The organism is Massilia paldalensis, from assembly GCF_044901715.1.
Taxonomy (GTDB): domain Bacteria; phylum Pseudomonadota; class Gammaproteobacteria; order Burkholderiales; family Burkholderiaceae_D; genus Telluria; species Telluria paldalensis.
In genome coordinates this window covers 445,539-468,817 of sequence record NZ_JBJCIU010000001.1, presented here as the reverse complement: position 1 = coordinate 468,817, position 23,279 = coordinate 445,539, and the positions used below count along the sequence as shown (strand labels likewise).

The 23,279-nt window shown below is 67.1% G+C and carries 22 protein-coding genes; 14 read left to right on the top strand and 8 right to left on the bottom strand.

All coding sequences use genetic code 11. The features are described from left to right. Positions 1-32 precede the first annotated feature (32 nt). From ACI1V7_RS02065 to acnA, 3 genes are all read left to right on the top strand, one after another. Positions 33-1,022, top strand: a complete 990-nt coding sequence (locus tag ACI1V7_RS02065; protein ID WP_404530119.1) for an HpcH/HpaI aldolase/citrate lyase family protein — start codon at positions 33-35, stop codon at positions 1,020-1,022. Next, positions 1,022-1,540 carry a hypothetical protein gene (locus ACI1V7_RS02060; protein ID WP_404530118.1) on the top strand — a complete coding sequence of 173 codons (519 nt, stop codon included), beginning with the start codon at positions 1,022-1,024 and terminating at the stop codon, positions 1,538-1,540. The genes ACI1V7_RS02065 and ACI1V7_RS02060 overlap by 1 nt, the downstream gene beginning before the upstream one ends. Positions 1,541-1,608: 68 nt before the next feature. Continuing rightward, positions 1,609-4,317, top strand: coding sequence for an aconitate hydratase AcnA (acnA, locus tag ACI1V7_RS02055; RefSeq protein ID WP_404530117.1), 2,709 nt, complete (start codon positions 1,609-1,611; stop codon positions 4,315-4,317). Positions 4,318-4,495: 178 nt separating this feature from the next. Here acnA and ACI1V7_RS02050 read toward each other — a convergent pair whose 3' ends face one another. Then, positions 4,496-5,185: a Fe2+-dependent dioxygenase gene (locus ACI1V7_RS02050; protein WP_404530116.1), complete on the bottom strand. Its 690-nt coding sequence runs from the start codon at positions 5,183-5,185 to the stop codon at positions 4,496-4,498. 222 nt (positions 5,186-5,407) lie between these two features. Here ACI1V7_RS02050 and ACI1V7_RS02045 point away from each other — a divergent pair, with 222 nt between their 5' ends. Continuing rightward, positions 5,408-6,658: a DUF2863 family protein gene (locus ACI1V7_RS02045; protein ID WP_404530115.1), complete on the top strand. Its 1,251-nt coding sequence runs from the start codon at positions 5,408-5,410 to the stop codon at positions 6,656-6,658. A 71-nt stretch (positions 6,659-6,729) separates the two neighbouring features. Here the strand turns inward: ACI1V7_RS02045 and ACI1V7_RS02040 are convergent, their stop codons facing one another. From ACI1V7_RS02040 to ACI1V7_RS02015, 6 genes are all read right to left on the bottom strand, one after another. Further along, a complete protein-coding gene (locus ACI1V7_RS02040) occupies positions 6,730-8,448 on the bottom strand; it encodes an FAD-dependent oxidoreductase (RefSeq protein WP_404530114.1) in 1,719 nt (572 codons plus the stop codon). Positions 8,449-8,613: 165 nt separating this feature from the next. Further along, the gene (locus ACI1V7_RS02035) at positions 8,614-9,765 is read right to left on the bottom strand and encodes a serine hydrolase domain-containing protein (RefSeq protein WP_404530113.1); all 1,152 of its coding nucleotides are present in this window, start codon (positions 9,763-9,765) and stop codon (positions 8,614-8,616) included. Continuing rightward, positions 9,762-10,238: a CYTH domain-containing protein gene (locus ACI1V7_RS02030; RefSeq protein WP_404530112.1), complete on the bottom strand. Its 477-nt coding sequence runs from the start codon at positions 10,236-10,238 to the stop codon at positions 9,762-9,764. Before ACI1V7_RS02030 ends, ACI1V7_RS02035 begins: the two co-directional genes overlap by 4 nt. Positions 10,239-10,249: 11 nt before the next feature. Further along, positions 10,250-11,374, bottom strand: coding sequence for a M14 family metallopeptidase (locus ACI1V7_RS02025; protein WP_404530111.1), 1,125 nt, complete (start codon positions 11,372-11,374; stop codon positions 10,250-10,252). Between the two features lie 95 nt (positions 11,375-11,469). Further along, entirely contained in the window at positions 11,470-11,871 is a 402-nt protein-coding gene (locus ACI1V7_RS02020) for a hypothetical protein (RefSeq protein WP_404530110.1), read from the bottom strand. A 151-nt stretch (positions 11,872-12,022) separates the two neighbouring features. Beyond that, the gene (locus ACI1V7_RS02015; protein ID WP_404530109.1) at positions 12,023-12,265 is read right to left on the bottom strand and encodes a KGG domain-containing protein; all 243 of its coding nucleotides are present in this window, start codon (positions 12,263-12,265) and stop codon (positions 12,023-12,025) included. A 351-nt stretch (positions 12,266-12,616) separates the two neighbouring features. On the opposite strand from ACI1V7_RS02015, the gene ACI1V7_RS02010 reads away from it, so the two are divergent. The 8 genes from ACI1V7_RS02010 to ACI1V7_RS01975 all read left to right on the top strand — a co-directional run bounded on the left by ACI1V7_RS02010 (position 12,617) and on the right by ACI1V7_RS01975 (position 21,262). Next, positions 12,617-13,600 carry a hypothetical protein gene (locus ACI1V7_RS02010; RefSeq protein ID WP_404530108.1) on the top strand — a complete coding sequence of 328 codons (984 nt, stop codon included), beginning with the start codon at positions 12,617-12,619 and terminating at the stop codon, positions 13,598-13,600. Between the two features lie 235 nt (positions 13,601-13,835). Then, complete coding sequence (locus ACI1V7_RS02005) at positions 13,836-14,840, top strand: glycosyltransferase family 4 protein (RefSeq protein WP_404530107.1); 1,005 nt, start codon at positions 13,836-13,838, stop codon at positions 14,838-14,840. A 7-nt stretch (positions 14,841-14,847) separates the two neighbouring features. Continuing rightward, the gene (locus ACI1V7_RS02000) at positions 14,848-16,242 is read left to right on the top strand and encodes a glycosyltransferase (protein WP_404530106.1); all 1,395 of its coding nucleotides are present in this window, start codon (positions 14,848-14,850) and stop codon (positions 16,240-16,242) included. Further along, positions 16,239-17,066 (top strand): SDR family oxidoreductase, encoded by an 828-nt coding sequence (locus ACI1V7_RS01995; RefSeq protein WP_404530105.1) that lies wholly within the window; start codon positions 16,239-16,241, stop codon positions 17,064-17,066. The genes ACI1V7_RS02000 and ACI1V7_RS01995 overlap by 4 nt, the downstream gene beginning before the upstream one ends. An 85-nt stretch (positions 17,067-17,151) precedes the next feature. Continuing rightward, complete coding sequence (locus ACI1V7_RS01990; RefSeq protein ID WP_404530104.1) at positions 17,152-17,715, top strand: D-glycero-alpha-D-manno-heptose-1,7-bisphosphate 7-phosphatase; 564 nt, start codon at positions 17,152-17,154, stop codon at positions 17,713-17,715. After that, positions 17,712-18,866, top strand: a complete 1,155-nt coding sequence (locus tag ACI1V7_RS01985) for a glycosyltransferase family 9 protein (protein ID WP_404530103.1) — start codon at positions 17,712-17,714, stop codon at positions 18,864-18,866. The genes ACI1V7_RS01990 and ACI1V7_RS01985 overlap by 4 nt, the downstream gene beginning before the upstream one ends. Before the next feature lie 183 nt (positions 18,867-19,049). Then, positions 19,050-20,102 carry a bifunctional UDP-4-keto-pentose/UDP-xylose synthase gene (locus tag ACI1V7_RS01980; RefSeq protein WP_404530102.1) on the top strand — a complete coding sequence of 351 codons (1,053 nt, stop codon included), beginning with the start codon at positions 19,050-19,052 and terminating at the stop codon, positions 20,100-20,102. 329 nt (positions 20,103-20,431) lie between these two features. Then, positions 20,432-21,262, top strand: a complete 831-nt coding sequence (locus tag ACI1V7_RS01975; protein WP_404531526.1) for an alpha/beta fold hydrolase — start codon at positions 20,432-20,434, stop codon at positions 21,260-21,262. Between the two features lie 55 nt (positions 21,263-21,317). Here ACI1V7_RS01975 and ACI1V7_RS01970 read toward each other — a convergent pair whose 3' ends face one another. Next, on the bottom strand, positions 21,318-21,677 hold the full coding sequence (locus ACI1V7_RS01970) for a hypothetical protein (RefSeq protein ID WP_404530101.1): 360 nt from the start codon (positions 21,675-21,677) through the stop codon (positions 21,318-21,320). Positions 21,678-21,910: 233 nt separating this feature from the next. On the opposite strand from ACI1V7_RS01970, the gene ACI1V7_RS01965 reads away from it, so the two are divergent. Next, positions 21,911-22,624, top strand: coding sequence for a VOC family protein (locus tag ACI1V7_RS01965; RefSeq protein WP_404530100.1), 714 nt, complete (start codon positions 21,911-21,913; stop codon positions 22,622-22,624). A 77-nt stretch (positions 22,625-22,701) separates the two neighbouring features. Next, complete coding sequence (locus tag ACI1V7_RS01960) at positions 22,702-23,241, top strand: hypothetical protein (RefSeq protein WP_404530099.1); 540 nt, start codon at positions 22,702-22,704, stop codon at positions 23,239-23,241. Positions 23,242-23,279 lie beyond the last annotated feature (38 nt).

Below are 23,279 nucleotides of genomic sequence, written 5' to 3'. Positions count from 1 at the left end.
CACCGGCTTATCCATCTTCACCCAGACACGACATGCATCCTTCCGAGGTTTTATTCCAGGGCCAACGCCAGCCGCTGCTGCTCCCCGCCTGCGACCACTACGCCGGCAGCGAGAAGCTGATGCGCAAATCGATGGCCCTGCAACAAGAACTTGGCCCCGTCTTCGACATCACGTTCGACTGCGAGGACGGCGCCAGCGCCGGCAGCGAGCGCGCCCACGCGGAACTCGTGGCCACCCTCGTCGCCGGCGCGGACAACCGCTTCAAGCGCATCGGCGCCCGCCTGCACGATGCCGCCAGCCCGCACTTCGAGCAGGACGTCGAGATCATCGTCGGCGGCGCCGCGCAGCAGCTGGCCTACGTCGTGCTGCCCAAGCCGAACGGCCTGGAAGACGTGCTGCGCGCCCAGGAAATCGTGAACCGCGCGGCGGCGAAGGCCGGACGGCCCTTCCTGCCGCTGCACGTGCTCATCGAGACCCACGGCGCACTGCACGAAGCTTTCAAGATCGCCGCCCTGCCCCAGGTCGAGTGCCTGTCCTTCGGCATCATGGATTTCGTCTCCAGTCACTACGGCGCGATTCCCGCGGCCGCCATGCGCACGCCAGGCCAGTTCACGCACCCGCTGGTGGTGCGCGCCAAGCTGGAGATGGTGGCGGCATGTCACGCGTATGACAAAGTGGCCTCGCATAATGTGACGACGGATATCAAGGACAGCGCGGTGGTCGCCAACGACGCCACCCGCGCGGCCGGAGAGTTCGGTTTCACGCGCATGTGGAGCATCCATCCGGACCAGATCAAGCCGATCGTGAAGGCGTTCACGCCGCGCATGTCGGAAGTGAACGAAGCGACGCACATCCTGGTGGACGCGATGGCCGCCGACTGGGGGCCGATATCCCAGCATGGCCGCTTGCACGACCGCGCCAGCTACCGATATTATTGGACGGTGTTGCAGCGCGCGAAACTGGCCGGCCTGGCGCTGCCCGATGCCGCCGCGGCACTCGTCAATCAACCGGAATCCACCTGATGGCCACCACCCTCCACCACCTCGCCGCCGCCTGCGTCCTTGCGCTCGCGGCCGCCGGCCTGTGCGCGCCGGCATCCGCCGCCGTCCACGAAGACCACCCGAAGGCGACCAAGGTCCTGAAAGAAAAGGCCAAGGCCGACGCCCACAAGAAGAGCAAGAAAAAGAAGGAAGAAGCGGCCCCCGTCGTCGCCGACGAGCCGGAACCGGACGTGACCGATAGCGTCGTGGCCGAGTATTCCTGTGAGCTGAACAACAAGGTCACGATCTACACGAACGTGAACGACGATGGCCATATCGCGCTGCGCTGGAAGAACCGGCTGCACCGCCTGGACCGCGTCGGCACCACCACCGGCGCCCAGCGTTTCGAGAATCCGAAGTTCGGCCTGATCTGGATCGGCATCCCGTCGAAAGGCATCCTCCTCGATTCGAAGCTGAACCGCCAGCTGGCCAACGAGTGCAAGAAACCCGAGCCGGCGCCGCAGATGGCGGCGGCCCCCGCTGAAAAGAAAGAAGGCTGATGCCGCTCGGACGGTATCGCTGAGCGTTTGTTGTAACAACAAAATCCCCACTGAAGGAGCAGATTGGTATGTCTCATAACACTTTTAACACGCTGAAGGAATTCCCCCTTCTCGCGGGCCAGACCGGCAAGTTCTACTCGCTGCCGGCACTGGGCGAGGCACTGGGCGTGAACCTGTCGCGCCTGCCGGTGTCGATCCGTATCGTCCTGGAATCCGTGCTGCGCAACTGCGACGGCAAGAAGGTCACCGAAGAACACGTCAAGCAACTGGCCAACTGGGGCCCGACCGCCCAGCGCGTCGACGAGATCCCGTTCGTCGTCGCCCGCGTCGTGCTGCAGGACTTCACCGGCGTGCCGCTGCTGGCCGACCTGGCCGCGATGCGCAACGTCGCCGCCAAGACCGGCGCCGATCCGAAGAAGATCGAGCCGCTGGTGCCGGTCGACCTGGTCGTCGACCACTCGGTCACCATCGACCACTTCCGCACCCCGGATTCGCTCGACCTGAACATGAAGATCGAGTTCCAGCGCAATAACGAGCGCTACCAGTTCATGAAGTGGGGCATGCAGGCGTTCGACACCTTCGGCGTCGTGCCGCCGGGCTTCGGCATCGTCCACCAGGTCAACCTGGAATACCTGGCGCGCGGCGTCATGAAGCAGGGCGACAGCTACTACCCGGACACCCTGGTCGGCACCGACTCGCACACCACCATGATCAACGGCGTGGGCGTCGTCGGCTGGGGCGTGGGCGGCATCGAAGCCGAAGCAGGCATGCTGGGCCAGCCGGTCTACTTCCTGACCCCGGACGTCATCGGCGTGAACCTGACCGGTTCCCTGCGCGAAGGCTGCACCGCGACCGACCTGGTCCTGACCATCACCGAAATGCTGCGCCGTGAAAAAGTCGTGGGCAAGTTCGTGGAATTCTTCGGCGAAGGCACCGCCTCGCTGTCGACCACCGACCGCGCGACCATCGGCAACATGGCACCGGAATACGGCGCGACCATGGGCTTTTTCCCGGTCGACGACAAGACCGTCGACTACTTCCGCGGCACCGGCCGCACCGACGAGGAACTGGCCGCCTTCGAGAACTACTTCAAGGCCCAGAACCTGTTCGGCGTGCCGAAGGAAGGCGAGATCGACTACACCCGCGTGCTGCACCTGGACCTGTCGACCGTGACCCCGTCGCTGGCCGGCCCGAAGCGTCCGCAGGACCGCATCGAACTGGGCAACGTGAAGTCGACCTTCGCCGACCTGTTCTCCAAGCCCACCAAGGACAACGGCTTCAACAAGCATGCCGAAGACCTGTCGAAAGTCTACGAGACCACCAACGGCGTGCGCGTGAAGAACGGCGACGTGCTGATCGCCGCGATCACCTCGTGCACCAACACCTCGAACCCGAGCGTGATGATCGCCGCCGGCCTGCTGGCCAAGAAGGCCGCCGAGAAGGGCCTGACCGTGGCGCCGCACATCAAGTCCTCGCTGGCGCCGGGATCGCGCGTGGTCACCAACTACCTGACCGCCACCGGCCTGCTGCCGTACCTGGAGAAGCTGGGCTTCGGCGTGACCGCCTACGGCTGCACCACCTGCATCGGCAATGCCGGCGACCTGACCCCGGAACTGAACGCGACGATCACCCAGAACGACATCATCGCCGCCGCCGTCCTGTCGGGCAACCGTAACTTCGAAGCGCGTATCCACCCGAACATCCGCTCGAACTTCCTGGCCTCGCCGCCGCTGGTCGTCGCCTACGCGATCGCCGGCAACGTCAACAAGGACCTGATGACCGAGCCGGTCGGCAAGGGCGCCGACGGCGTCGACGTCTACCTGGGCGACATCTGGCCGTCCTCGGACGAAGTCCAGGCGCTGATGCAGTACGCGATGAACTCGGACGTCTTCAAGAACAACTACGCGGACGTCAAGGGCAACCCGGGCGCGCTGTGGGAAGCCGTGTCGTCGGTGTCGGGCCAGGTCTACGATTGGCCGACCTCGACCTACATCGCCGAGCCGCCGTTCTTCAGCGACTTCGAGATGACCCCGAAGGCCGCGTCGGCCGGCATCGCCGGTGCCCGCGCACTGGGCGTATTCGGCGACTCGATCACCACCGACCACATCTCGCCGGCCGGTTCGATCAAGGAAGACGGTCCGGCCGGTAAATGGCTGAAGGACCACGGCGTCATCAAGGCCGACTTCAACTCCTACGGCTCGCGCCGCGGCAACCACGAGATCATGATGCGCGGCACCTTCGCCAACGTGCGCATCAAGAACAAGATGATCCCGCCGAAGGAAGACGGTTCCGCGGTCGAAGGCGGCATCACCATCCACCAGCCGAGCGGCGAACAGCTGTCGATCTACGACGCGGCCATGAAGTACATCGCGGAAGGCACCCCGACGATGATCTTCGCGGGCGAAGAGTACGGCACCGGCTCCTCGCGCGACTGGGCGGCCAAGGGCACCCAGCTGCTGGGCGTGAAGGCCGTGATCGCCCGTTCGTTCGAGCGCATCCACCGTTCGAACCTGGTCGGCATGGGCGTGCTGCCGCTGCAGTTCCTGGGCGACGACAGCGTCGAGTCGCTGGGCATCACCGGCAACGAGACCTACGACCTGCAAGGCCTGGAAGGCGAGATCCGTCCGCAGATGCAGGCGACCCTGGTGATCCACCGCGCCGACGGCACGACCAAGGCCACCTCCGTCCTGCTGCGCATCGACACCCCGATCGAAGTCGACTACTACAAGCATGGCGGCATCCTGCCGTTCGTGCTGCGCCAGCTGCTGGCTGCGTAATCTAGCTGGGGTCAGAGCCCGGTTTTTCAGTTAGGGCTCTGATCCCGGTTCTCAAAAAGGCCGGGACCCTCGCGGGTCCCGGCTTTTTTCTTTTTGCTTCCGACGTCGCGGCTGAACACCGGGGTCAGAGCCCCTTGAAAAGCAACACCGGGCTCTGACCCCTGCCCTGCCCCCTCACCTACACCTCCGCCCACTGCCGCAACAGGTTGTGATAGTGCCCCGTCAGGCCGACGAGCTCCGGCCCGTCGCCGTGCTTGCCACGCAGGGACTGGATGTTCGCATCGAGCTCGTACAGCATCGACCGCTGCCAGTCGTCGCGCACCATGCTCTGCACCCACAGGAAGGACGCGACGCGCTCGCCGTCCGTCACCGGCTGCACCTGGTGGATGCTGGTCGACGGATAGACGATGGCGTCGCCCGCCGGCAGCTTCACTTCGTGCGTCCCGTAGGTATCGATCACGGTCAGCTCGCCGCCCTCGTACTCGTCCGGCTCGCTCAGGAACACGGTGCAGGAGACATCGGAGCGCACGGGCGCGGCGCCGCCGGATTGTCCCCGGTTCGCGCGGATGGCGCCGTCCACGTGCGGACCGTAATGCTCGCCGCCCGCGTAGCTGTTGAAGTAGGGCGGCAGGATGCGCAGCGGCAGCACGGCGGCGAAGAACAGCGGATGGCCCATCAGGGCGGCACTGACGACCTGGCCCAGCTCCAGCGCGAGCGGCGACCCCTCGGCCAGCTGGCGGTTGCGCTTGACCCGGGCGCCCTGCTCGCCCACGCTGGCGCGGCCATCGATCCAGTCGCTGGCGCGCAGCTTCGCGCGCATCGTCTCCACCTGTTCCGGACTGAGCACGCCCGGGATATGCAGCATCATGATCGCTTCCTTCAGACCAATACAAATGAGAATTATTCGCATTATGCGCGCCATTTTCCCATTCAGCAAGGAGGGTCTTGACGCGGGATTGCCGGTCTGTCACAGGGGTGTGGCCGAATCAACTACAATAACGGGGATAAGGGATTATGATGATCCCTTGGACCTTCGGTCCATCATCAAGCAATCGAATCCAATCACTACCGAAGAGACTCCCCTAGCGCTATGCGTCGCCCCTCCAAAGACTCACCCAAACTATCGGCAGAAAGCCAGCGTCTCGTCAGCATCAGCAACGCCATCGTGCAGGCTGCCAGCCGCGTCGAAGAACGGACCTGGGAACGCAACCTCGACCAGCAGCTGCAGAAGCTGCTCAAGTCCAACCACCAGGACAGCATCGACGCCGCCCTGAACGTCCTGTTCAAGGGCGACCTGGCAGTGTACGACGTGCTGATGGATGGCGTGGAAGCCGTCAGCGAGTCCTCGACCATGACCGAACAGGGCGCCGACGGCGCCGACGTCACCTGGCAAGCCCTGCTGGTTGCCGCGCCGGTCCTGGCGTGGACCCGCTTCTCGATCCCGTCCGGCACGATCCCGAACGACATCCTGTCGGCACTGACGGCCCACTTCTCGGCCCACCTGCTGGCCGAGGGCACCCAGGTCGCCATCGCGCCCACGCTGTACTCGATCGACCAGCTGCCGCGCACCCATGCCGAGACCTATGCCTTGACCCACAAGCTGGCCCAGGCCGCGCACAAGGGCAGCGGCAACATCAAGCCGGCCGCGCCCGGCCCCGACACCTCGCAGTTCCTGGCCGACACGCGCTACCTGATCGCCGCCATCGTCGCGCCCGTGGGTGCCCCGCTGTTCCGCTGGCAGGAACCCCAGCACCAGATCAATTTCGAAGCCGAACGCACGCACGCGCTGGAACAGTGGCGCGCCCAGGCCGGTCCCAACATCGCGCGCCTGCTGCCGGGCTGCGGCGTCGACCTGCTGCTGCCGGAAGCGTATTACGTGGCCTGCCGCGAGGCGGACAAGGACATCCGTCCCGTCTCGATCCGCGCCGCCGTCCACTACCTCACCAACACGCTGGGCGTGGAACCCGGCGACCTGCGCGCCGTCGTGGCCGGCTTCGGCGACGAGGCGAGCGACAACCAGGTCGACGAATACCGCGTCGGCTTCACGCTGCGCCAGTCGTCGGACGTGGTGTACGGCATCGTCTGGCCCCTGTACGGCCAGGAAGACGAGGAAGGCACGCCGATGGAAGGAACGGTGCCCGCCCGTCCGCTGGCGCCGATCGACGAGATCGTCCATCACCTGAACGAGGTCGGCATCGCCCACGTCAAGCGCATCGGCGAACGCTATGTCGCCGAATACTGCGACGATTGCGGCGCGCCGCTGTTCGCGGATCCGACCGGCGAGCTGGTGCATGCGGAGATGCCGGAGGATACGCCGGCGGGGAACGAGCACTTCCACTAGGACGAAGCACTCCCCCAAAAGCCGTCGTCCCTGCGAAAGCAGGGACGACGTTGCTTAAGTTGTGTTGAACGTCAGGCCGCTTTGACGTCCGCCTGCGCCTGCTCCGCCAGGAACCCGTGGATCTGCGACACCACGGCCGCCCCCTCCCCCGCCGCCGCCGCCACCCGCTTGGTCGAGCCGGCCCGCAGATCGCCCACCGCGAACACGCCCTGCACGCTCGTTTCCAGGTCGCGCCCGCCATGCTTGCCCGTCGCATCGAAGCCCGTCAGCACGAAGCCCTTGCGGTCGAGCTCGACGCCGCATTCGCGCAGCCAGTCGGTGTTGGGATCGGCGCCGATGAACAGGAACAGGAAACTGGTGTCGAACACGACCGGCGCGCCGCCGTTGCGGCTGCGGCAGCGCACGCGGCTCAGGCCGGAGTCGTCGCCTTCCAGCGCGGCCAGCTCGAGGTGGGTGTGCAGCTGGATGTTCGCGGTTGCGGCGATGCGTTCGATCAGGTAGCTCGACATGCTCGCTTCCAGGCCGGGGCCGCGCACCATCAGGTGCACGGTCTCGGCATGGGCCGACAGGTAGACGGCGGCCTGGCCGGCCGAGTTGCCGCCGCCGACCAGCACCACCGTCTTCTTGCGGCACAGCTTCGCCTCCACGGGCGACGCCCAGTAGTACACGCCGCGTCCCTCGTAGCGCGCCAGGTCGGGCAGGTCCGGCTTGCGGTAGCGCGCGCCCGTGGCCAGCACGACGCTGCGCGCCTGCACGCAGGTGCCGTCGTCGAGTTCCACGCGCAGCGGCCGTTCGCTGCACAGCAGGCGCATGGCCGGCGCGGGAATCGCGACCTCGGCCCCGAACTTCATCGCCTGCACGTAGGCACGGCTGACCAGCGCATGGCCGGTGATGCCGGTCGGGAAGCCGAAGAAATTCTCGATCCGCGCGCTGGCGCCGGCCTGGCCGCCATAGGCGCGCTGGTCCAGCACCATCACCGACAAGCCTTCCGACGCGGCATACACGGCCGTCGCCAGGCCGGCGGGGCCGGCGCCGGCGATCAGCACGTCGTAGATCATCTCGCGCCGGATGCGCGGCAGCGTGCCGAGGAAGCGGCCCACTTCGGCCAGGCTCGGGTTCTTCAGCACGAAGCCGTCGGGCAAGGCGACCAGCGGCCAGTCCGTCTCGCTGCTCCAGTGCTCGCGCACCAGTTGCGCCGCATCCGGATCGGACGCGGGGTCGCGCCGCGTGTACGGCTGGCCGTTACGCGACAGGAAATTCTCGAGCTCGAACACGCGCGGATGGCCCGGCGGACCGACCAGGATCGGACCGCTCGGCTGCTCGCCGATCAGGCGCGCGCGGCGCAGCAGGAAGGCGCGCATCACGCGCTCGCCCAGCATGGCCTCGCCCATCAACAGGGCGCGCAGCGCTTCCGGATCCAGCACGAGGGCCTCCAGCTCGCCCTCGGCCACGCCGTCGACCAGCGGCGGCCGGCCGGACAGCTGGGCCACTTCGCCGCTGAACTGGCCGGGGCCGTAGAGATTGACGGCGACGCGATGGCCCAGCGCATTGCTGCGGCTGCAGCGCAGGTGGCCGGACAGGACCACGATCATCCCCGGCGAATCGACGAGCGCGCGGAACACGGTCTCGCCGTCGTGCCAGCGGCGTTCGATGGCGAAGCGGCGGATGCGCTTGATGTCGTCCTCGCCGAGGACCGGGTACAACTGGTGGCCGCGCGATGCCAGGTCGACCAGGTAGCGCGGATCGATGACGGAAGGTTCGGGGCTGGAATCGGTGGCGGTGTCGGTCATGGCTGTCTCGTGTATTCGCGATGAGGGTCATCGGACCGGCGATGTCCGCGCCTGCTACGATGAACAGGCAGACGCGCGCCAGCTTAATTGGATTGCAAGCAGCATGGTAATGCAAGCGCAGGGAGAAACAACCTATACCCAAGGATGGGTAGCGCGAATGGCGACTTAACGGATCGCTTCGATCACGCGGCGCGAGAATTCCGCCGTATTGCCCGCATGCCAGCGCCACACGACGACCAGGTCGTGCTCGGGAGAAATGACGATGTCGTTGCTGCCCGCGCCCAGCGCGGCATAGGCCGTCGGTGGCAGGCCCGGCAGGTTCTTGCCCTTGGTGTTAAGCCAGAACAGGTAGCCATAGTCCGGGCCGTGTTCGCTCGGCACGAGCGCCTGCCTGACATAGCCCGGCGGCAGGATCTGCCTGCCGGCCCAGTTGCCGCCGCGCAGCCACAGGTAGCCGAAGCGCGCCATGTCCCAGGAATCGATCCACATGCCGCCGCCCCAGCGCGTGCCGCCGCTGACCGAGGGCACGAGCTTGCCGTCCAGTTCGACATAGCTATTGGTGTACGGCACCCACTTCCACGTGCTGGATGCGCCGATCGGATCCATCACTTCTTGCTGGAACACGTCCGGCACCGCCTTGCCGAATACGCGCAGCAGCGAGAGTGCCAGGCGGTTGATGCGCACGTCGTTGTATTCGTAGTGCTTGCCCGGCGCCTCGAGCGCGCGCGGCTTGCGCTCGCCGGCGCCGAACGCTTCCTTGCCGACGAAGTCGGCGTTCTTGCCCCACAGGCTGCCTTCCCACTCCGTTTCCTGCTGCAGGTGCTGTTTCCACGTCACCTGCGCATTGCGGGCAGAGGCATAGCCGCCGTCCTGCACGGTCTTGCCGACCGGCGCATCGAGGTCGGCGATCCGGCCGTCGCGCACGGCGATGCCCGCCACCGTCGAGAGCATGCTTTTCGCCACCGAATAGGTCGGGTCGACGGCATGCGTGTCGCCGAACTCGGCCACGACATGGCCCTTGTAGATGACGACGCCGTTGGTGGCCGCGCGCCGCGTCGGCAGGGACCCGAGCGGCTGGCCGAAGGTCTGCTGCTGGTCGGAGAAATCGCGCGCACGCGTCGTCTCGTGCGCCTGGGCGAAGGCGACCGCCGCCGCCAGCTTGTCCGGATCCATGCCCAGCTCGGCCGGGGTCTTGCGTGCCCACTGCCCGGCCGGCGGGAAATACGAGGCGGCCTGGGCCGCGGCGGATGCCGGCACGGTGCCGGCGACGAGGATGGCGGCCACGAGGGCCAGGACGCCGCGGCGGCTGGGGATCATGCGTTATCTTTCCACTCGGAATAAGGATGGCGGATGAGGCTCGAATTGTAATAGCGCTTGTCGCCCGTGACCTCCTGGCCGATCCAGTCGGGCTTGTCGAACGCCTCGTCTTCCGCGCCCAGCTCGATCTCGGCCACGACCAGGCCCGCGTTCAGGCCCAGGAACTCGTCGACTTCCCAGACGTGGCCGGCATGGTCGATGCGGTGGCGCACCTTCTCGACCAGCGGCTGCTCGCACAGCCCGTCCAGCAGTTCCGCCGCGTCGGGCACCGGGATGGCGTACTCCCACTCGCCGCGGCTGGCGCCGGTGCTTTTCCCCTTGACGGTGATCACGGCGCGCTCGCCTTCGATGCGCACGCGCACCGTGCGCACGGCGTCGGCGACCAGGTAGCCCTGGCGCATCAGCGTGGGCGTACCCAGGCCGCGCCAGCCGTCGCCCGCGAGCAGGAACTTGCGTTCGATCTCGATGCCCATGGCCGGCCCGCTCAGTCGTCCAGCGACAGCAGGATCGGCTGCAGCATCGCCGCGCCCAGGGCCGCGGAGCGCGCGCCGTTCCAGCCGACGTGGGCGTCCGGCAGGTTGGCGTTGTCCTTGAACGGCATTTCCAGCGTCAGCGACAGGCACTTGAAGGTGTGGCCGATGTACTTCGAGGCCAGCGTCAGCAGTTCCTCGTTGTACTTGCTGGCGGCATAGCCATAGGTCTTCTGGAAGTCCGGGCTGGACGCCATGTAGCGGTCGATGAAGGCGTTCTGGGCCGCCAGGCGCTCCGGCGTGAAGTCGGCCAGCATCTCGGAACCGGCCACGAAGTTGTACGGCAGCGCTTCGTCGCCGTGGATGTCGAAGAACATGTCGACGCCGGTCGCGTGGATCTGTTCCTTCACGCACAGCACTTCCGGGCTGCGCTCGGCCGACGGCGTCATCCATTCGCGGTTCAGGTTGGCGCCGGCGGCATTGGTGCGCAGGTTGCCGCGCACGGAGCCGTCCGGATTCATGTTCGGCACCACGTAGAACACGCAGCGCTGCAGCAGCTTCCTGGCCACCGGGTTGGCGTCGTCCAGCAGCGCGTCCAGCATGCCCTCGACGAACCACTCGGCCATCGTCTCGCCCGGGTGCTGGCGCGCGATCACCCAGATCTTCTTCTCGGCCTGCGGATTGCCGACGACGACCAGGTTCATGTCGCGGCCGTCGACCGTGGTGCCGATGTCGTGCACGCGCGCGATCGGGTTCTCGGCCACCTCGCCCAGCAGGCGCAGGTGGCGTTCCCAGGTGTAGGGCTCGAAGTAGGCGTAGTAGATGCTGTCCAGCGCCGGCGTGTGCTCGACGGTCATGACCTGGCCGTCGAAGCTGGTGGGCACGCGGAACCAGTTCTCGGTGTCATAGCTGGCCACGACCTGGTAGCCCTCGAAGCCCTTCGGATAGGTGGCTTGCCCGGCGTTCAGGAAACGCATGGTGCACGCCTGGCCGCGCGCGCCCTGCAGGCGGAAGTGGAACCACTGGTGGATGTCGGCGTGCGAGTCGCTGCGCAGCTTCAGGTCGATCTGGCGCGGGTCGGCGGCCTGGACGACGTCGATCGATCCGGAATCGAAAAGCTGGCTGATCTTGATGGGCATGGCTGTTCCTCTGAGAACCGTTCAAAAAAGGGATGATAGCCGATGCCCGGCATGACGAAAGCAGACGGCACCGGCGCAGGATGGCCGGAGGCGGCTTATGCGTCCAGGTCGATCAGCTCTTCGCTGTAGGCCAGCATGATCTGGCGCATCAGTTCGACGTTGCTGCGGTCGAGGACCACCGTCAGATCCGGTTTGCGGTCGAGGTTGAAGGTCATGCTGATCTTGCCCGGCAAGACCTTGCACTGCACGAAGGCGGCGCGCGGGATGTTCGGATTCTGCCAGTCCCATTCGCTGATCTGCGGTCCCGGCGGCGGCGGCTGCAGCGTCGGATCCTGGTTCACGGGCAGGTTCTTGATGAGGAAGAACACGATCGACGCCGGTACGAAAACGCCCACGTCGCTGGCGCCCTCCGTGGCGAAACGGACCAGCAGCAGGTTGCCGACCTTGTCGCAGGACATGGACATGGTCTTGACTTGACGAATGACCGCAGATTTCACGACGAATTCCTATGAATAATGGTTGAAAAGCCCGGCGATTCTACCGCAAGCCATCCTGGAATTGTGTGAAAGAGAAACAAAACGGGGAGCCTGAAGCTCCCCGCTGTTCGGCAGGCTGGACGGCGCCGCCACCGTCCATCCGCGCGACGATTTACTGCTTGTTGCCGCGCGACGAGTTGCGCGACGACGAGCTGTTTGCCGACTGGCGATTGCCGTGGCTCATGCTGCCTGCACGGCGTGCTTCTTCCGAGGTGAACTCGTGTGCGGTGCCTTTCTCATGCGCTGCCTTGCCGCCTTGGCTGGCGATCTGACGCTGGCGCTCCGGATCCATCGATGCGAAACCGCGATTCTTGGTTCCGCCGCTTTGTTTATTGCCCTGGTTGTTTGATGCCATGATGCTATCTCTCCTCTTCGCGGTAAAAACCGCCGCGTCCTGCGGCAGGCCTGCCGATGTCATCGATTGTCACCGTTGAGCGCTCGGTCGGAACATCTTAGGCATGCCAGATGGCTGAGACTATAGGAGCATTTCAGATGACTTTGTAGGACAACGTGAGACAGAAAATGCACTATCGAAATACTACTTTCAGTCGGCTTTCTGACCGCTTTCCGACCATTAACTACTCGTCAGTATTCCTCCTACATATACCCGGTGCATCTTCCTATACTGAACTTGTCGGGCGGCGCGCATCATGCTCTTCATGTAGCGGGCCCGGCCCGCACTGGTCCCGCTCGAAAGGAGACGATCATGGACGCAAATCAACGCAGCAGCATCAACAACCAGACGAATAACGGCGCCAACGAAAAATGGACGCCGGGTTCCGAAGGCAACACGGCCGACAAGGGCCAGCCGCTCGACCACACCTATCCGCAGGGCCTGGGCGTGCAGCAGCAAGGCAACCAGCAGCGCGACATCATGGGCACGCAGCAGAGCGGCGCCGGCCCGGGCGCGGCGCCAGGCGGCATGGGAGGCCGTGCCAACGACAACGACGCCGGCATCCCCGGCGGCTCGATGGAAACCCAGATCAACGGCGGCTCGGGCCCCGTGCAGGGCATCACGGACAGCCACCAGCGCCAGATGGAACAGAAGTCCGGCGCCTATGGCCTATTGCAGCAGCCGCTCAGCGCCGGCGACCCGAACCAGGGCTACGACCTGAAGCAGGAACGCGACATGGGCCGCGACGCCGTGCGCGGCCGGATGGGATCGCAGGATCCGGCCCAGCCCGACCTGCATGCCGGCAATATGCAAGGGTCGACGCAGGGCGGCGGCATGCCGGGCTCGCGCAGCAGCTTCCCGTCGGAGCAGACGGGTTCGATGGGCAACCGCCAGTCGGAAGACCGGCCGCGCCGCTTCGTCAGCGACGGCGGCGGCATGCCGGGGCCGGCCAGCCGTCCGGGCAATGGCGACGTCGGCGGCCAGGAGGCCCAGCGCGGCAATACCCAGCTCGACGTGACGGGCTCGCGCTCGATGGCCAACCAGCAGTCGGACATCCACGGCGTGCACGAATCGAACGACGTGGCCGGCGGCCTGCCGCGCTCGCCGGGCAATGCCGGCGCCAGCAGCGTGGACCGTCCGGGATCGCAGACGGGACCGGACGGCGCCGAAAGCGGCCCGCCGGCGCACGAGTCGAACGACGCCGCCGGGGGCTACCCGCGCAGCCCGGGCTACGCGAACAAGCTGCACGGCGACCAGAACATGGACGACGACACCGGCTTCAAGCGCAAGCCCTGAGCTGATCCGCGCTTGACGTTCCCCGACGTGCCGCCCGCCTCGCAAAGGCCGGCGGCACGTCCGTATTGGGCTTCCCCGCACTATCCTTGACACAGGTTCAGGCACCCGTCCGGCGCCGGAACCCCCTCGCCCTCTTCCCTGTCGAACCAGTCACATCATCGCTGATCCACGCGACGGTGCGGCCCGCCATTGCGGCGGCATCCATCGATGTCATCGACCGAGCGGGGAGCCGCGAATGCGCCGACTGAACGTCCTCACCTGGCACACGCACGGCAGCTACCTGTACTACCTGTCCCACGCGCCGCACGATTTTTACGTGCTGTACAAGCCCGGCCGCCCGCCCGGCTACGGCGGGCGCTGCGGGCCGTTCCCGTTCGGCCCCAACGTGCACGACCTGCCGGCCGAGCAGACGCGCGAACGCCGCTTCGACTGCATCCTGTTCCAGGAAGACCATCATTGGCTGCGCGACCAGTACGAATTGCTGACGCCGGCCCAGCGCGCACTGCCGCGCATCTATCTGGAGCACGATCCGCCAGGCATTGCACCGCCGGGCATCGGCCCCGGTGCCGGCGCAGGGTCCGCCGCCACCGCCTGGCCGACCGACCTGCCGCACCTCGTCGACGATCCCGAGGTGCTGCTGGTCCATGTCACGCCGTTCAACCGCCTGATGTGGAACAGCGGACGCACCCCTAGCCGCGTCATCGAACACGGCGTCGCCGTGCGTCCCGCCGTGCGCTGGCACGGCGAGCTGGCGCGCGGCCTCACGGTCACCAACCACCTGGCGCGGCGCGGCCGGCGCATGGGCGCCGACCTGTTCCTGCGCCTGCGCGACGGCGGTGACGCGCTGCCGCTCGACCTGGTCGGCATGGGCGCCGCCGAACTCGGCGGCCTGGGCGAGATCGACCATCCCGCCCTGCCGCCGTTCATGGCCGCCTACCGTTTCCTGTTCGCGCCGGTGCGCTATTCGAGCCTGAGCCTGGCCGTCCTCGAGGCGATGGCGATCGGCATGCCGGTGGTGGCGCTGGCCACGGCCGAGATGGCGACCGTCGTCGAGCACGGCGTGTCAGGCTTCGCCGTCACCGACGAGGACGCGCTGGCCGAGCCCATGCGCGCGCTGCTGCGCGACGCCGGACTCGCGCAGCAGCTGGGCGAAGCGGGCCGGCGCCGCACCCGCGAACGCTTCTCGATCGCGCGCTTCTGCGCCGACTGGGACGCCGCGCTGCAGCTGGTGACGGGCTAGGACGGCCATGAAGCTCATCGATCCCGCGCTGGCCGTTCCCGCCCCGCTGCCGCGCCGCGTCGCCCTGATCAGTGACCACGCGTCGCCGCTCGCGGCGCCGGGCAGCATCGACTGCGGCGGCCAGAACGTCTACGTGGCCCAGCTGGCGCGCGAACTGGCGCTGGCCGGCTGCGCGGTCGACGTGTTCACCCGGCGCGACGCTCCGCGCCAGAAACAGGTGGTGGCCTGGCACGACGACGTACGCATCGTGCACGTGCCGGCCGGCCCCGCGCGCCACGTGCCCAAGGAAAGCCTGCTGTCCTGCATGCCGGCCTTCGCGCGCTTCGTCGTGCGCTTCGCGCGCCAGCAGCGCCAACCCTACGACATCGTGCACGCGAATTTCTTCATGTCCGGCATCGTCGCGCGCCAGCTGAAGGAAGCGCTCGGCATTCCCTTCGTCATCACCTTCCACGCCCTGGGCCAGGTGCGCCGCCTGGCCCAGGGCGCCGCCGACGCCTTTCCGCTGGAGCGCGCCGGCATCGAGGCCGGGCTGATGCGCAGCGCCGACCGCATCATTGCCGAGTGCCAGCAGGACCGGCTCGACATGGAGACCTTGTATGGCACCGATCCCGGACGCATCGCCATCGTCCCCTGCGGCTTCGACCCGGAGGAACTGTGGCCGACCGACGCCGCCCAGGCCCGCGCCCTGCTCGGCCTGGAACCGGACCGCTTTACCGTGCTGCAGCTGGGCCGCATCGTGCCGCGCAAGGGCGTGGACACGGTGATCGAGGCGACCGCCCTGCTGCGCCGGCGCCACGGCATCGATGCCCGCCTGCTGGTGGTCGGCGGCGATGCGCCCGGCGCCGCTGCTACTGCCACCACTGCTACTGCCGCCACCGCTGCCGCCACCGCGGGCGGCGCGGCGGACGAACTCGCGCGGGGTCCGGTGCGCGACGGGCCGGAGCTGGCGCGCCTGCGCGCGCTGGCGGCGGCGCTCGACATCGCCGGCCACGTGCACTTTGCCGGCCAGCGTGCGCGCAGCCAGCTGCGCCACTGGTACGGCGCCGCCGACGCCTTCGCCACCACGCCCTGGTACGAGCCGTTCGGCATCACGCCGGTCGAGGCGATGGCGTGCGCGCGGCCCGTGATCGGCGCGGAGGTCGGCGGCATCAAGAGCACCGTCGTCGACGGCAGCACGGGTTTTCTCGTGCCGCCGCGCGACCCGCAGGCGCTGGCCGAACGCCTGCTGCGCCTGCAGCGCGACCCGCGGCTGGCGCGCGCGATGGGCGCGGTGGGCTTGCGTCGCGCCTGGCGCAACTACACATGGCGCACCGTGGCCCGGCAGCTCATGGCCGTGTACGCGGCCGTGCTGGCCGACACGCGCGCCCCGATCGACAGTCCCCGACAACAGGAGCAGGCATGACCGACAACCCCACCGGTGCGGCGCCTTCGGCCGGCGCGCCCGCCACCGCATCCGGCAGCGCATCTGCCGCCTCGTTCGCCCCGGCACCTGCCGCCCCCTTGCAGGGACGCGTCGCCCTCGTCACCGGGGCGGCCAGCGGCCTGGGCGCCGCGCTGGCCGACGTGCTGGCCGCGGCCGGGGCGGACATCGTGGCCGCCGACATTCGCGCCGATGCGCTGCAGGCCGCCCTGCCCGCGCTGCGCCGGCGCGGCGTGCGCGCCGCCGGCCTGGCCCTCGACGTGGGCGACCCCGGCGCCGCGCGCGCGGGCATCCGCCACGTGCTGGACACAATGGGCCGGCTCGACATCCTCGTCAACAATGCCGGCACCGACGTCACGCTGCCGCTGGCCGAACTGTCCGAGCAGGACTGGCTGCGCGTCATCGGCACCAACCTGAACGGTCCCTTCCTGCTGGCCAAGCATGCGGCCGCCCACATGCGTGGCAACGGCGGCGGCAACGGCGGCGACATCGTCAACGTCGCCTCGACCGCCGCCAAGCGCGCCTGGCCCAATGCCTGCGCCTACCACGCCAGCAAATGGGGCCTGCTCGGCCTGTCGCACGCGCTCCACGCGGAACTGCGCCCGCACGGCATCCGCGTGACGGCGGTGGTGGCGGGCGGCATGCGCACGCCCTTCCTGCTCGACCGTTTTCCCGGCCTCGACCCGGCGCACCTGCAGGAACCCGCCGACGTGGCGCGCGCCATCCTGCACGCGCTGCTGCTGCCGCGCGACACGGTCGTCGCGGAACTGACCGTGCTGCCGATGCAGGAGACGTCCTGGCCCTGACAGACGCCGGTGCCGCACGCATGCGGCTGAACCGACATGCCCGGACCCATACGCCCGAACCATACGCCCGAACCGATACGCCCGCATGAAAGCCATCTTCCTCGACAAGGACGGGACGCTCGTCGACGACCTGCCCTACAACGTCCAGCCGCAGCGCATCACCCTGTGCCGCGGCGCCGGCCCGGCGCTGCGCCTGCTGGCCCGGCTCGACTACCGCCTGTTCGTCGTCACCAACCAGGCCGGCATCGCGTTCGGCCGGCTGCGCGAGGCGGACATGGACATCGTCCACGACCGCCTGCAGCACCTGCTGTTCCACGAACGGCTGGCGCTGGACGGTTTCTACTACTGTCCGCACCATCCGGACGGCGGCGTGGCGTCCTATGCCGCCGACTGCCATTGCCGCAAGCCGATGCCCGGCATGCTGCTCAAGGCCGCGCACGAACACGGCATCGACCTGCAATCCTCGTGGATGATCGGCGACATCCTGCACGACGTCGAGGCGGGCAACCGCGCCGGCTGCCGCACGGTCCTGATCGACAACGGCAACGAAACGGAATGGCGGCTCGGTCCGCGCCGCGTGCCGACGCGCATGGCGCCCGACCTGTACACGGCCGCCATGCTGATCGCCAGCCAGGGAGCGGCGCCGTGAGCGCCTGGCGGGACGCGCGCCGCATCCTGTGCGTGCGCCTGGACTCGCTGGGCGACGTGCTGATGTGCACCCCGGCCATGCGCGCGCTGCGTGCCGCCGTGCCGGGACGCACGCTGACGCTGCTGACCGCGCCGGCCGGCGCCGCAGCCGCGCCCTTCATCCCCGAGGTCGACGATGTCATCGCCCACCGCGCGGCGTGGATGAAGGCCGATCCGCACGCGGCTGCCGATGCGCCTTCCCACGCCCCCGGCCACGACGATGGCCTGGCGCTGGTCGACCTGCTCGCCGCGCGCGCATTCGACGGCGCCGTGATCTTCACCACCTATACGCAGAGCGCGCTGCCGGCGGCGTTGCTGTGCCAGCTGGCCGGCATTCCCCTGCGCCTGGCCCACTGCCGCGAAAATCCCTACGCCCTGTTGTCCGATTGGGCGCCCGATCCGGAGCCGTCCGGCATGGTGCGCCACGAGGTGCAGCGCCAGCTTGCCCTGGTGCGGCGCGTCGGCTGTCCGCCGGCCGGCATGGCGCTGTCCCCGCGGCTGTCCTTCGTGCCGCGCGCGCGCGACGTGGCGGCGGCGCGCGCGCTGCTGCGCGCGGACGGCGTCGATCCGGACGCGCCGTGGCTGCTGCTGCATCCGGGCGCAAGCGCCGCCTCGCGCCGCTATCCGCCGGCGCAATGGGCCGCGGTCCTGCGCCTGCTGACGGAGCGGCCCGGCTTGCCGCTGGTACTGACCGGCAGCGCGGCCGAAGCGCCGCTGGTCGAGGACATCCGCCGCGCCGCCGGCGTGCCGGCCGTCTCCCTGGCCGGAAGGCTGGGGCTCGGAGAGCTGGGCGCCGCGCTGGCGCTGGCGGCCGTCGCCGTCGCCAACAACACGGGACCGGCCCATATCGCCGCTGCCGTGGGCACGCCGCTGGTCGCCCTGTATGCGCTGACCAATCCCCAGCACACGCCGTGGGCCGTGCCGAACCGCGTGCTGTTCCATGACGTACCGTGTCGTTTCTGCTATAAGAGCACCTGCCGGGCCGGCCATCATTCCTGCCTGGCCGGGGTCGTCCCGGAACGCGTGGCCGATGCCGTCGCCATGCTGCTGCAGAGGGCAGCAAGCAAGCCCAGCCTTGGCGGAAGCGGGATCGCGCTGAAAACGACGGCGTGAACCTTACGGAAATGTAATGTGCCGGACCGGTTTCCGACGGGAATTTTGATTCACAATGGCGGCGTCTTTATCACACATTGTTGCAAGGCAAACGCGCAGGGTTGCCGCTTTTCTTCCAGCCCGGCAGGCATGCCGGCGCCTCTTGCGCCCGGCCGTGCGTTTTCCGTTCCACGAAAGTTCGCTATGAAAAAAGTCCTCATCCTCGGCGTCAACGGCTTCATTGGCCACCACCTGTCCAAGCGCATCCTCGAGACGACCGATTGGGAAGTCTATGGCATGGACATGAACACGGATCGCATCGCCGACCTGCTCGCCAACGAACAGTACAAGCGGCGCATGCACTTCTTCGAAGGCGACATCACGATCAACAAGGAATGGGTCGAGTACCACGTCAAGAAGTGCGACGTGATCCTGCCGCTGGTCGCCATCGCGACGCCGTCGACCTACGTGAAGGAACCGCTGCGCGTGTTCGAGCTCGACTTCGAGGCGAACCTGCCCATCGTGCGCGCCGCCGCCAAGTACGGCAAGCACCTGGTATTCCCGTCGACGTCCGAGGTGTACGGCATGTCCCGCGACAGCGAATTCGATCCGGAGAACTCGGAACTGGTGTACGGCCCGATCAACAAGCCGCGCTGGATCTATGCCTGCTCCAAGCAGCTGATGGACCGCGTGATCTGGGGCTACGGCATGGAAGGCCTCAACTTCACGCTGTTCCGCCCCTTCAACTGGATCGGCGCGGGGCTCGATTCGATCCACACGCCCAAGGAAGGCTCGTCGCGGGTGCTGACGCAGTTCTTCGGCCACATCGTGCGCGGCGAATCGATCCAGCTGGTCGACGGCGGCCACCAGAAGCGCGCCTTCACCTATATCGACGACGGCATCGACGCCCTCATCAAGATCATCGAGAACAAGGACGGCAAGGCCAGCGGCCAGATCTACAACATCGGCAACCCGGCCAACAACCACTCGATCCGCGAGCTGGCCGGCATGATGCTGGACCTCGCGGCCCAGTACCCGGAATACGCCGAGGGCGCGAAGCAGGTGCGGGTCACGGAGACCAGTTCCGGCGCCTACTACGGAGCCGGCTACCAGGACGTGCAGAACCGCGTGCCGAAGATCGACAACACGCGCTCCGACCTGGACTGGGCGCCGCGCACGACGATGGCCGACGCGTTGCGCCACATCTTCGACGCCTACCGCGGCCAGGTGGGCGCGGCCCGCGCACTCGTCGACTGACCTGCCGTACGGCCGGCCCGGCCTTCCGGCCAGGCCGGCACTCCCTTCGGCGGCCATCCTACCTATACCTTTGGATGACTAGACCGGAATCGAACCTCAACCGACAATGGGCCGTTGCTGCACAGGCCCCGCCCCAGGCGGTTGAAAATACGATACGGGAGTAAAAACAAATGACAGCCCAAGACAAGGATAAGTTCGACCTGAAACGACGCAACGTCATCGTCGGCGCAGGCAGCGCGGCAGCACTGCCGCTGGCCTGGATGAGCACCACTTCGTCCGCCCACGCCGCGGGTGCGGCACAATCCACGCAAGCCAAGGGGGTACCGCAAATGAACTCGAGTTTCGTCACCACCAAAGACGGCGTCCAGATCTACTACAAGGATTGGGGCAGCGGCACGCCGATCGTGTTCTCGCACGGTTGGCCGCTCAGCTCGGACGACTGGGATGCGCAGATGATGTACTTCGTCCAGAAGGGCTTCCGCGTCATCGCCCACGACCGCCGCGGCCACGGCCGCTCGACCCAGGTCGGCACCGGCCATGACATGGACCACTACGCCGACGACCTGGCGGCCGTCGTGCAGCACCTGGACCTGAAGGGCGCGATCCACGTTGGCCACTCGACCGGCGGCGGCGAAGTCGTGCGCTACCTGGCACGCCACGGCCAGTCGCGCGCTGCGAAGGCCGTGCTGATCGCCGCGGTGCCGCCGCTGATGGTCAAGTCGCCGTCCAACCCGGGCGGCCTGCCGAAAGAAGTGTTCGATGGCCTGCAGCAGCAGACCGCCACCAACCGCGCCCAGTTCTTCCGCGACCTGCCGAGCGGCCCGTTCTACGGCTTCAACCGTCCGGGCGCCAAGCCGCAGGAAGGCATCATCCAGAACTGGTGGCGCCAGGGCATGATGGGCAGCGCCAAGGCCCACTACGACGGCATCGTCGCGTTCTCGCAGACCGACTTCACCGAAGACCTGAAGAAGATCACCCTGCCCGTGCTGGTCCAGCACGGCGACGACGACCAGATCGTCCCCTACGCCGATTCGGGCCCGCTGTCCGCCAAGCTGCTGAAGAACGGCACGCTGAAGACGTACAAGGGCTACCCGCACGGCATGCCGACGACCCACGCGGACGTCATCAACGCCGACATCCTGGCCTTCATCAAGGGCTGATCGGCCTTGATGCGAGCGTACCTGCATGGGGTGCAGGTACGCTTTTTTCGTATCGTCAGGCGACGGTATCGACCCACTGCCCCATCTTCTTCGCCCCTCCTTCCTGCTTCGACTGCGCCTGCTGCATCTGCTGCTGGATCAGCTCCGTCAGCTTCGCCTGGATCGCCTGCTGCTCTTCCGGCGACTTGGCCGCGAGGTCTTCTTCCGTCAAGCCCAGTTTCTTCAACAGGTCGGCGCGCATGCGCTGGGCCGGGGTCATCTTCACGTAGTCATCCAGTTCCTGGTAGACGTCCGTGGCTTTCGCGCCGCCCGCCTTGCCGAGGGCGTCGGCGAACCCCGTGGCGGAACTGCCCGGCTTGCCGGCTCCGCTTGCGAACGGGATGTTGCGGGATGCTCCGATGAGTGTGATCGTCATATTGGCGTCGATGCGAACGGTGTTGGAATGATGATCTGAATTCTATGGCGATCTTGTCCATTTGATTTGCCGAACAGGCAGCAGAATACCTGCCATCTCCGGGCTTCCATCGTGGATGGCGTGCCGGTATCGAGACCGCGAACTATCGCCACCGCCCATTGTCCATATCGATGAGGGTTCGACGGTGCCGTCCTCCCATCGCGCATCCGTTCATGCCAGGAAAGGAGAAGCATATGCCTGAAGCCGCCGGTAGTGACGCACTGGGTCCCCGACTGCAAGGCGTGCAGCACGTGGGCCTGACCGTGCAGAACATGGAGCGCGCCTTCGAGTTCTATACGCAAGTGCTGGGCGGCACCGAAGTGTTCCGCCACGGCGATTTCCAGGGCGACGCCGTGCACAATACGCTGCTGGCGGACCAGGAAATCCGCGCCAACGAACTGGGCGTCCATCCACACACGATCGGGGTACCCGACCTGCGCGGTGGCGCCCAGCGCATGGACGTACGCTTCGTCCAGTTCGACAACGTCGTGATCGAACTGCTGCAATACCGCGAAGCCGACCAGGCCATGGGCGGTCCCAGGTCGTTCGCCGAACCCGTCGAACACATGAGTCCGGCCTTCCCGCGCATGATGCACTTCTGCTTCCATGTGCGCGACGACGTCGATTTCAACCAGTTCATCGCCGACCTCGAAGCGGAAGCGCAGCGCCGCGGCATGACCCAGGTGCGCGCCAACCGCACCGTCCGCGTGACGACCGAGGAGGCGCGCCGGGAAGCGCCGCAGCACACGAACACCAACAAGGTGACCGAGGCGCCGTCCGACGGTTGGGAACTCATCTACTGCAAGGGTCCGGAGGGGGAACAGCTCGAATTCGTGAAGGCGCTGGGACCCGTGAAGCAGCGCTTTGCCGACGCGCGGAAGCGGCGCCAGCAGGGGGCGGCGTTATGACATTTCCAACAGGAAGCGTAGACTAGGCTGTCGGTATCGAAAACCTGCCGCCGTGACGTGGCCGGCCGAGGAGCCTCATGTCGTCAGAAAAGATTCCACTGCTTCCCTTCCAGCTCGTGCTGATTGCAGCCGTGATCGCACTCCCCTTCGCCGGGAGTGCGATCATCGTTCACCTGTCCTCGCATACCGGAGCCGCGTCCGGCTCGGACACCATCCTGGTCCACGTGCTGGCGATCCTGTCGCTGCTCGTACCAGCCTTCCTGCTGGTCGCCATCGTTTCGCGGCGTACCGTGACGTTCACGCCGGATGGCTTGACGATCCGGCACAGCTTCTACACGGTCCGGTTGACCGCCGGCGCACAGCGGATTGCCGGGATCAGGATCGTGGAGTCGCCAGATCTGCTTCGCATTCAGGCGAAAAGCAACGGCATCGCGGCATTCGGCCTGTATTCCGGATGGTTCATCGCCGCGTCGACACCCTGCTTTTGCGCCATTTCCCGTTCCCCCATCTGTGTGCTGCAGATCGAAGGGCATCCGAAGTGCGCCACGATTGCATTCTCCTGCACGCCGGCGATGGTGGAACGCATCGGGGAGTGGCGGGTTGCGCTGAGCGCATGAGGCATGAGCATGGCCGCAAACGAAAAAGGCCAGCTCGA

Coding starts and splice junctions, on each gene's coding strand:
- ACI1V7_RS02065 (WP_404530119.1), top strand. CDS start 33: ATGCATCCTTCCGAGGTTTTATTCCAGGGCCAACGCCAGCCGCTGCTG.
- ACI1V7_RS02060 (WP_404530118.1), top strand. CDS start 1,022: ATGGCCACCACCCTCCACCACCTCGCCGCCGCCTGCGTCCTTGCGCTC.
- acnA (WP_404530117.1), top strand. CDS start 1,609: ATGTCTCATAACACTTTTAACACGCTGAAGGAATTCCCCCTTCTCGCG.
- ACI1V7_RS02050 (WP_404530116.1), bottom strand. CDS start 5,185: ATGATGCTGCATATCCCGGGCGTGCTCAGTCCGGAACAGGTGGAGACG.
- ACI1V7_RS02045 (WP_404530115.1), top strand. CDS start 5,408: ATGCGTCGCCCCTCCAAAGACTCACCCAAACTATCGGCAGAAAGCCAG.
- ACI1V7_RS02040 (WP_404530114.1), bottom strand. CDS start 8,448: ATGACCGACACCGCCACCGATTCCAGCCCCGAACCTTCCGTCATCGAT.
- ACI1V7_RS02035 (WP_404530113.1), bottom strand. CDS start 9,765: ATGATCCCCAGCCGCCGCGGCGTCCTGGCCCTCGTGGCCGCCATCCTC.
- ACI1V7_RS02030 (WP_404530112.1), bottom strand. CDS start 10,238: ATGGGCATCGAGATCGAACGCAAGTTCCTGCTCGCGGGCGACGGCTGG.
- ACI1V7_RS02025 (WP_404530111.1), bottom strand. CDS start 11,374: ATGCCCATCAAGATCAGCCAGCTTTTCGATTCCGGATCGATCGACGTC.
- ACI1V7_RS02015 (WP_404530109.1), bottom strand. CDS start 12,265: ATGGCATCAAACAACCAGGGCAATAAACAAAGCGGCGGAACCAAGAAT.
- ACI1V7_RS02010 (WP_404530108.1), top strand. CDS start 12,617: ATGGACGCAAATCAACGCAGCAGCATCAACAACCAGACGAATAACGGC.
- ACI1V7_RS02005 (WP_404530107.1), top strand. CDS start 13,836: ATGCGCCGACTGAACGTCCTCACCTGGCACACGCACGGCAGCTACCTG.
- ACI1V7_RS02000 (WP_404530106.1), top strand. CDS start 14,848: ATGAAGCTCATCGATCCCGCGCTGGCCGTTCCCGCCCCGCTGCCGCGC.
- ACI1V7_RS01995 (WP_404530105.1), top strand. CDS start 16,239: ATGACCGACAACCCCACCGGTGCGGCGCCTTCGGCCGGCGCGCCCGCC.
- ACI1V7_RS01990 (WP_404530104.1), top strand. CDS start 17,152: ATGAAAGCCATCTTCCTCGACAAGGACGGGACGCTCGTCGACGACCTG.
- ACI1V7_RS01980 (WP_404530102.1), top strand. CDS start 19,050: ATGAAAAAAGTCCTCATCCTCGGCGTCAACGGCTTCATTGGCCACCAC.
- ACI1V7_RS01975 (WP_404531526.1), top strand. CDS start 20,432: ATGAACTCGAGTTTCGTCACCACCAAAGACGGCGTCCAGATCTACTAC.
- ACI1V7_RS01970 (WP_404530101.1), bottom strand. CDS start 21,677: ATGACGATCACACTCATCGGAGCATCCCGCAACATCCCGTTCGCAAGC.
- ACI1V7_RS01965 (WP_404530100.1), top strand. CDS start 21,911: ATGCCTGAAGCCGCCGGTAGTGACGCACTGGGTCCCCGACTGCAAGGC.
- ACI1V7_RS01960 (WP_404530099.1), top strand. CDS start 22,702: ATGTCGTCAGAAAAGATTCCACTGCTTCCCTTCCAGCTCGTGCTGATT.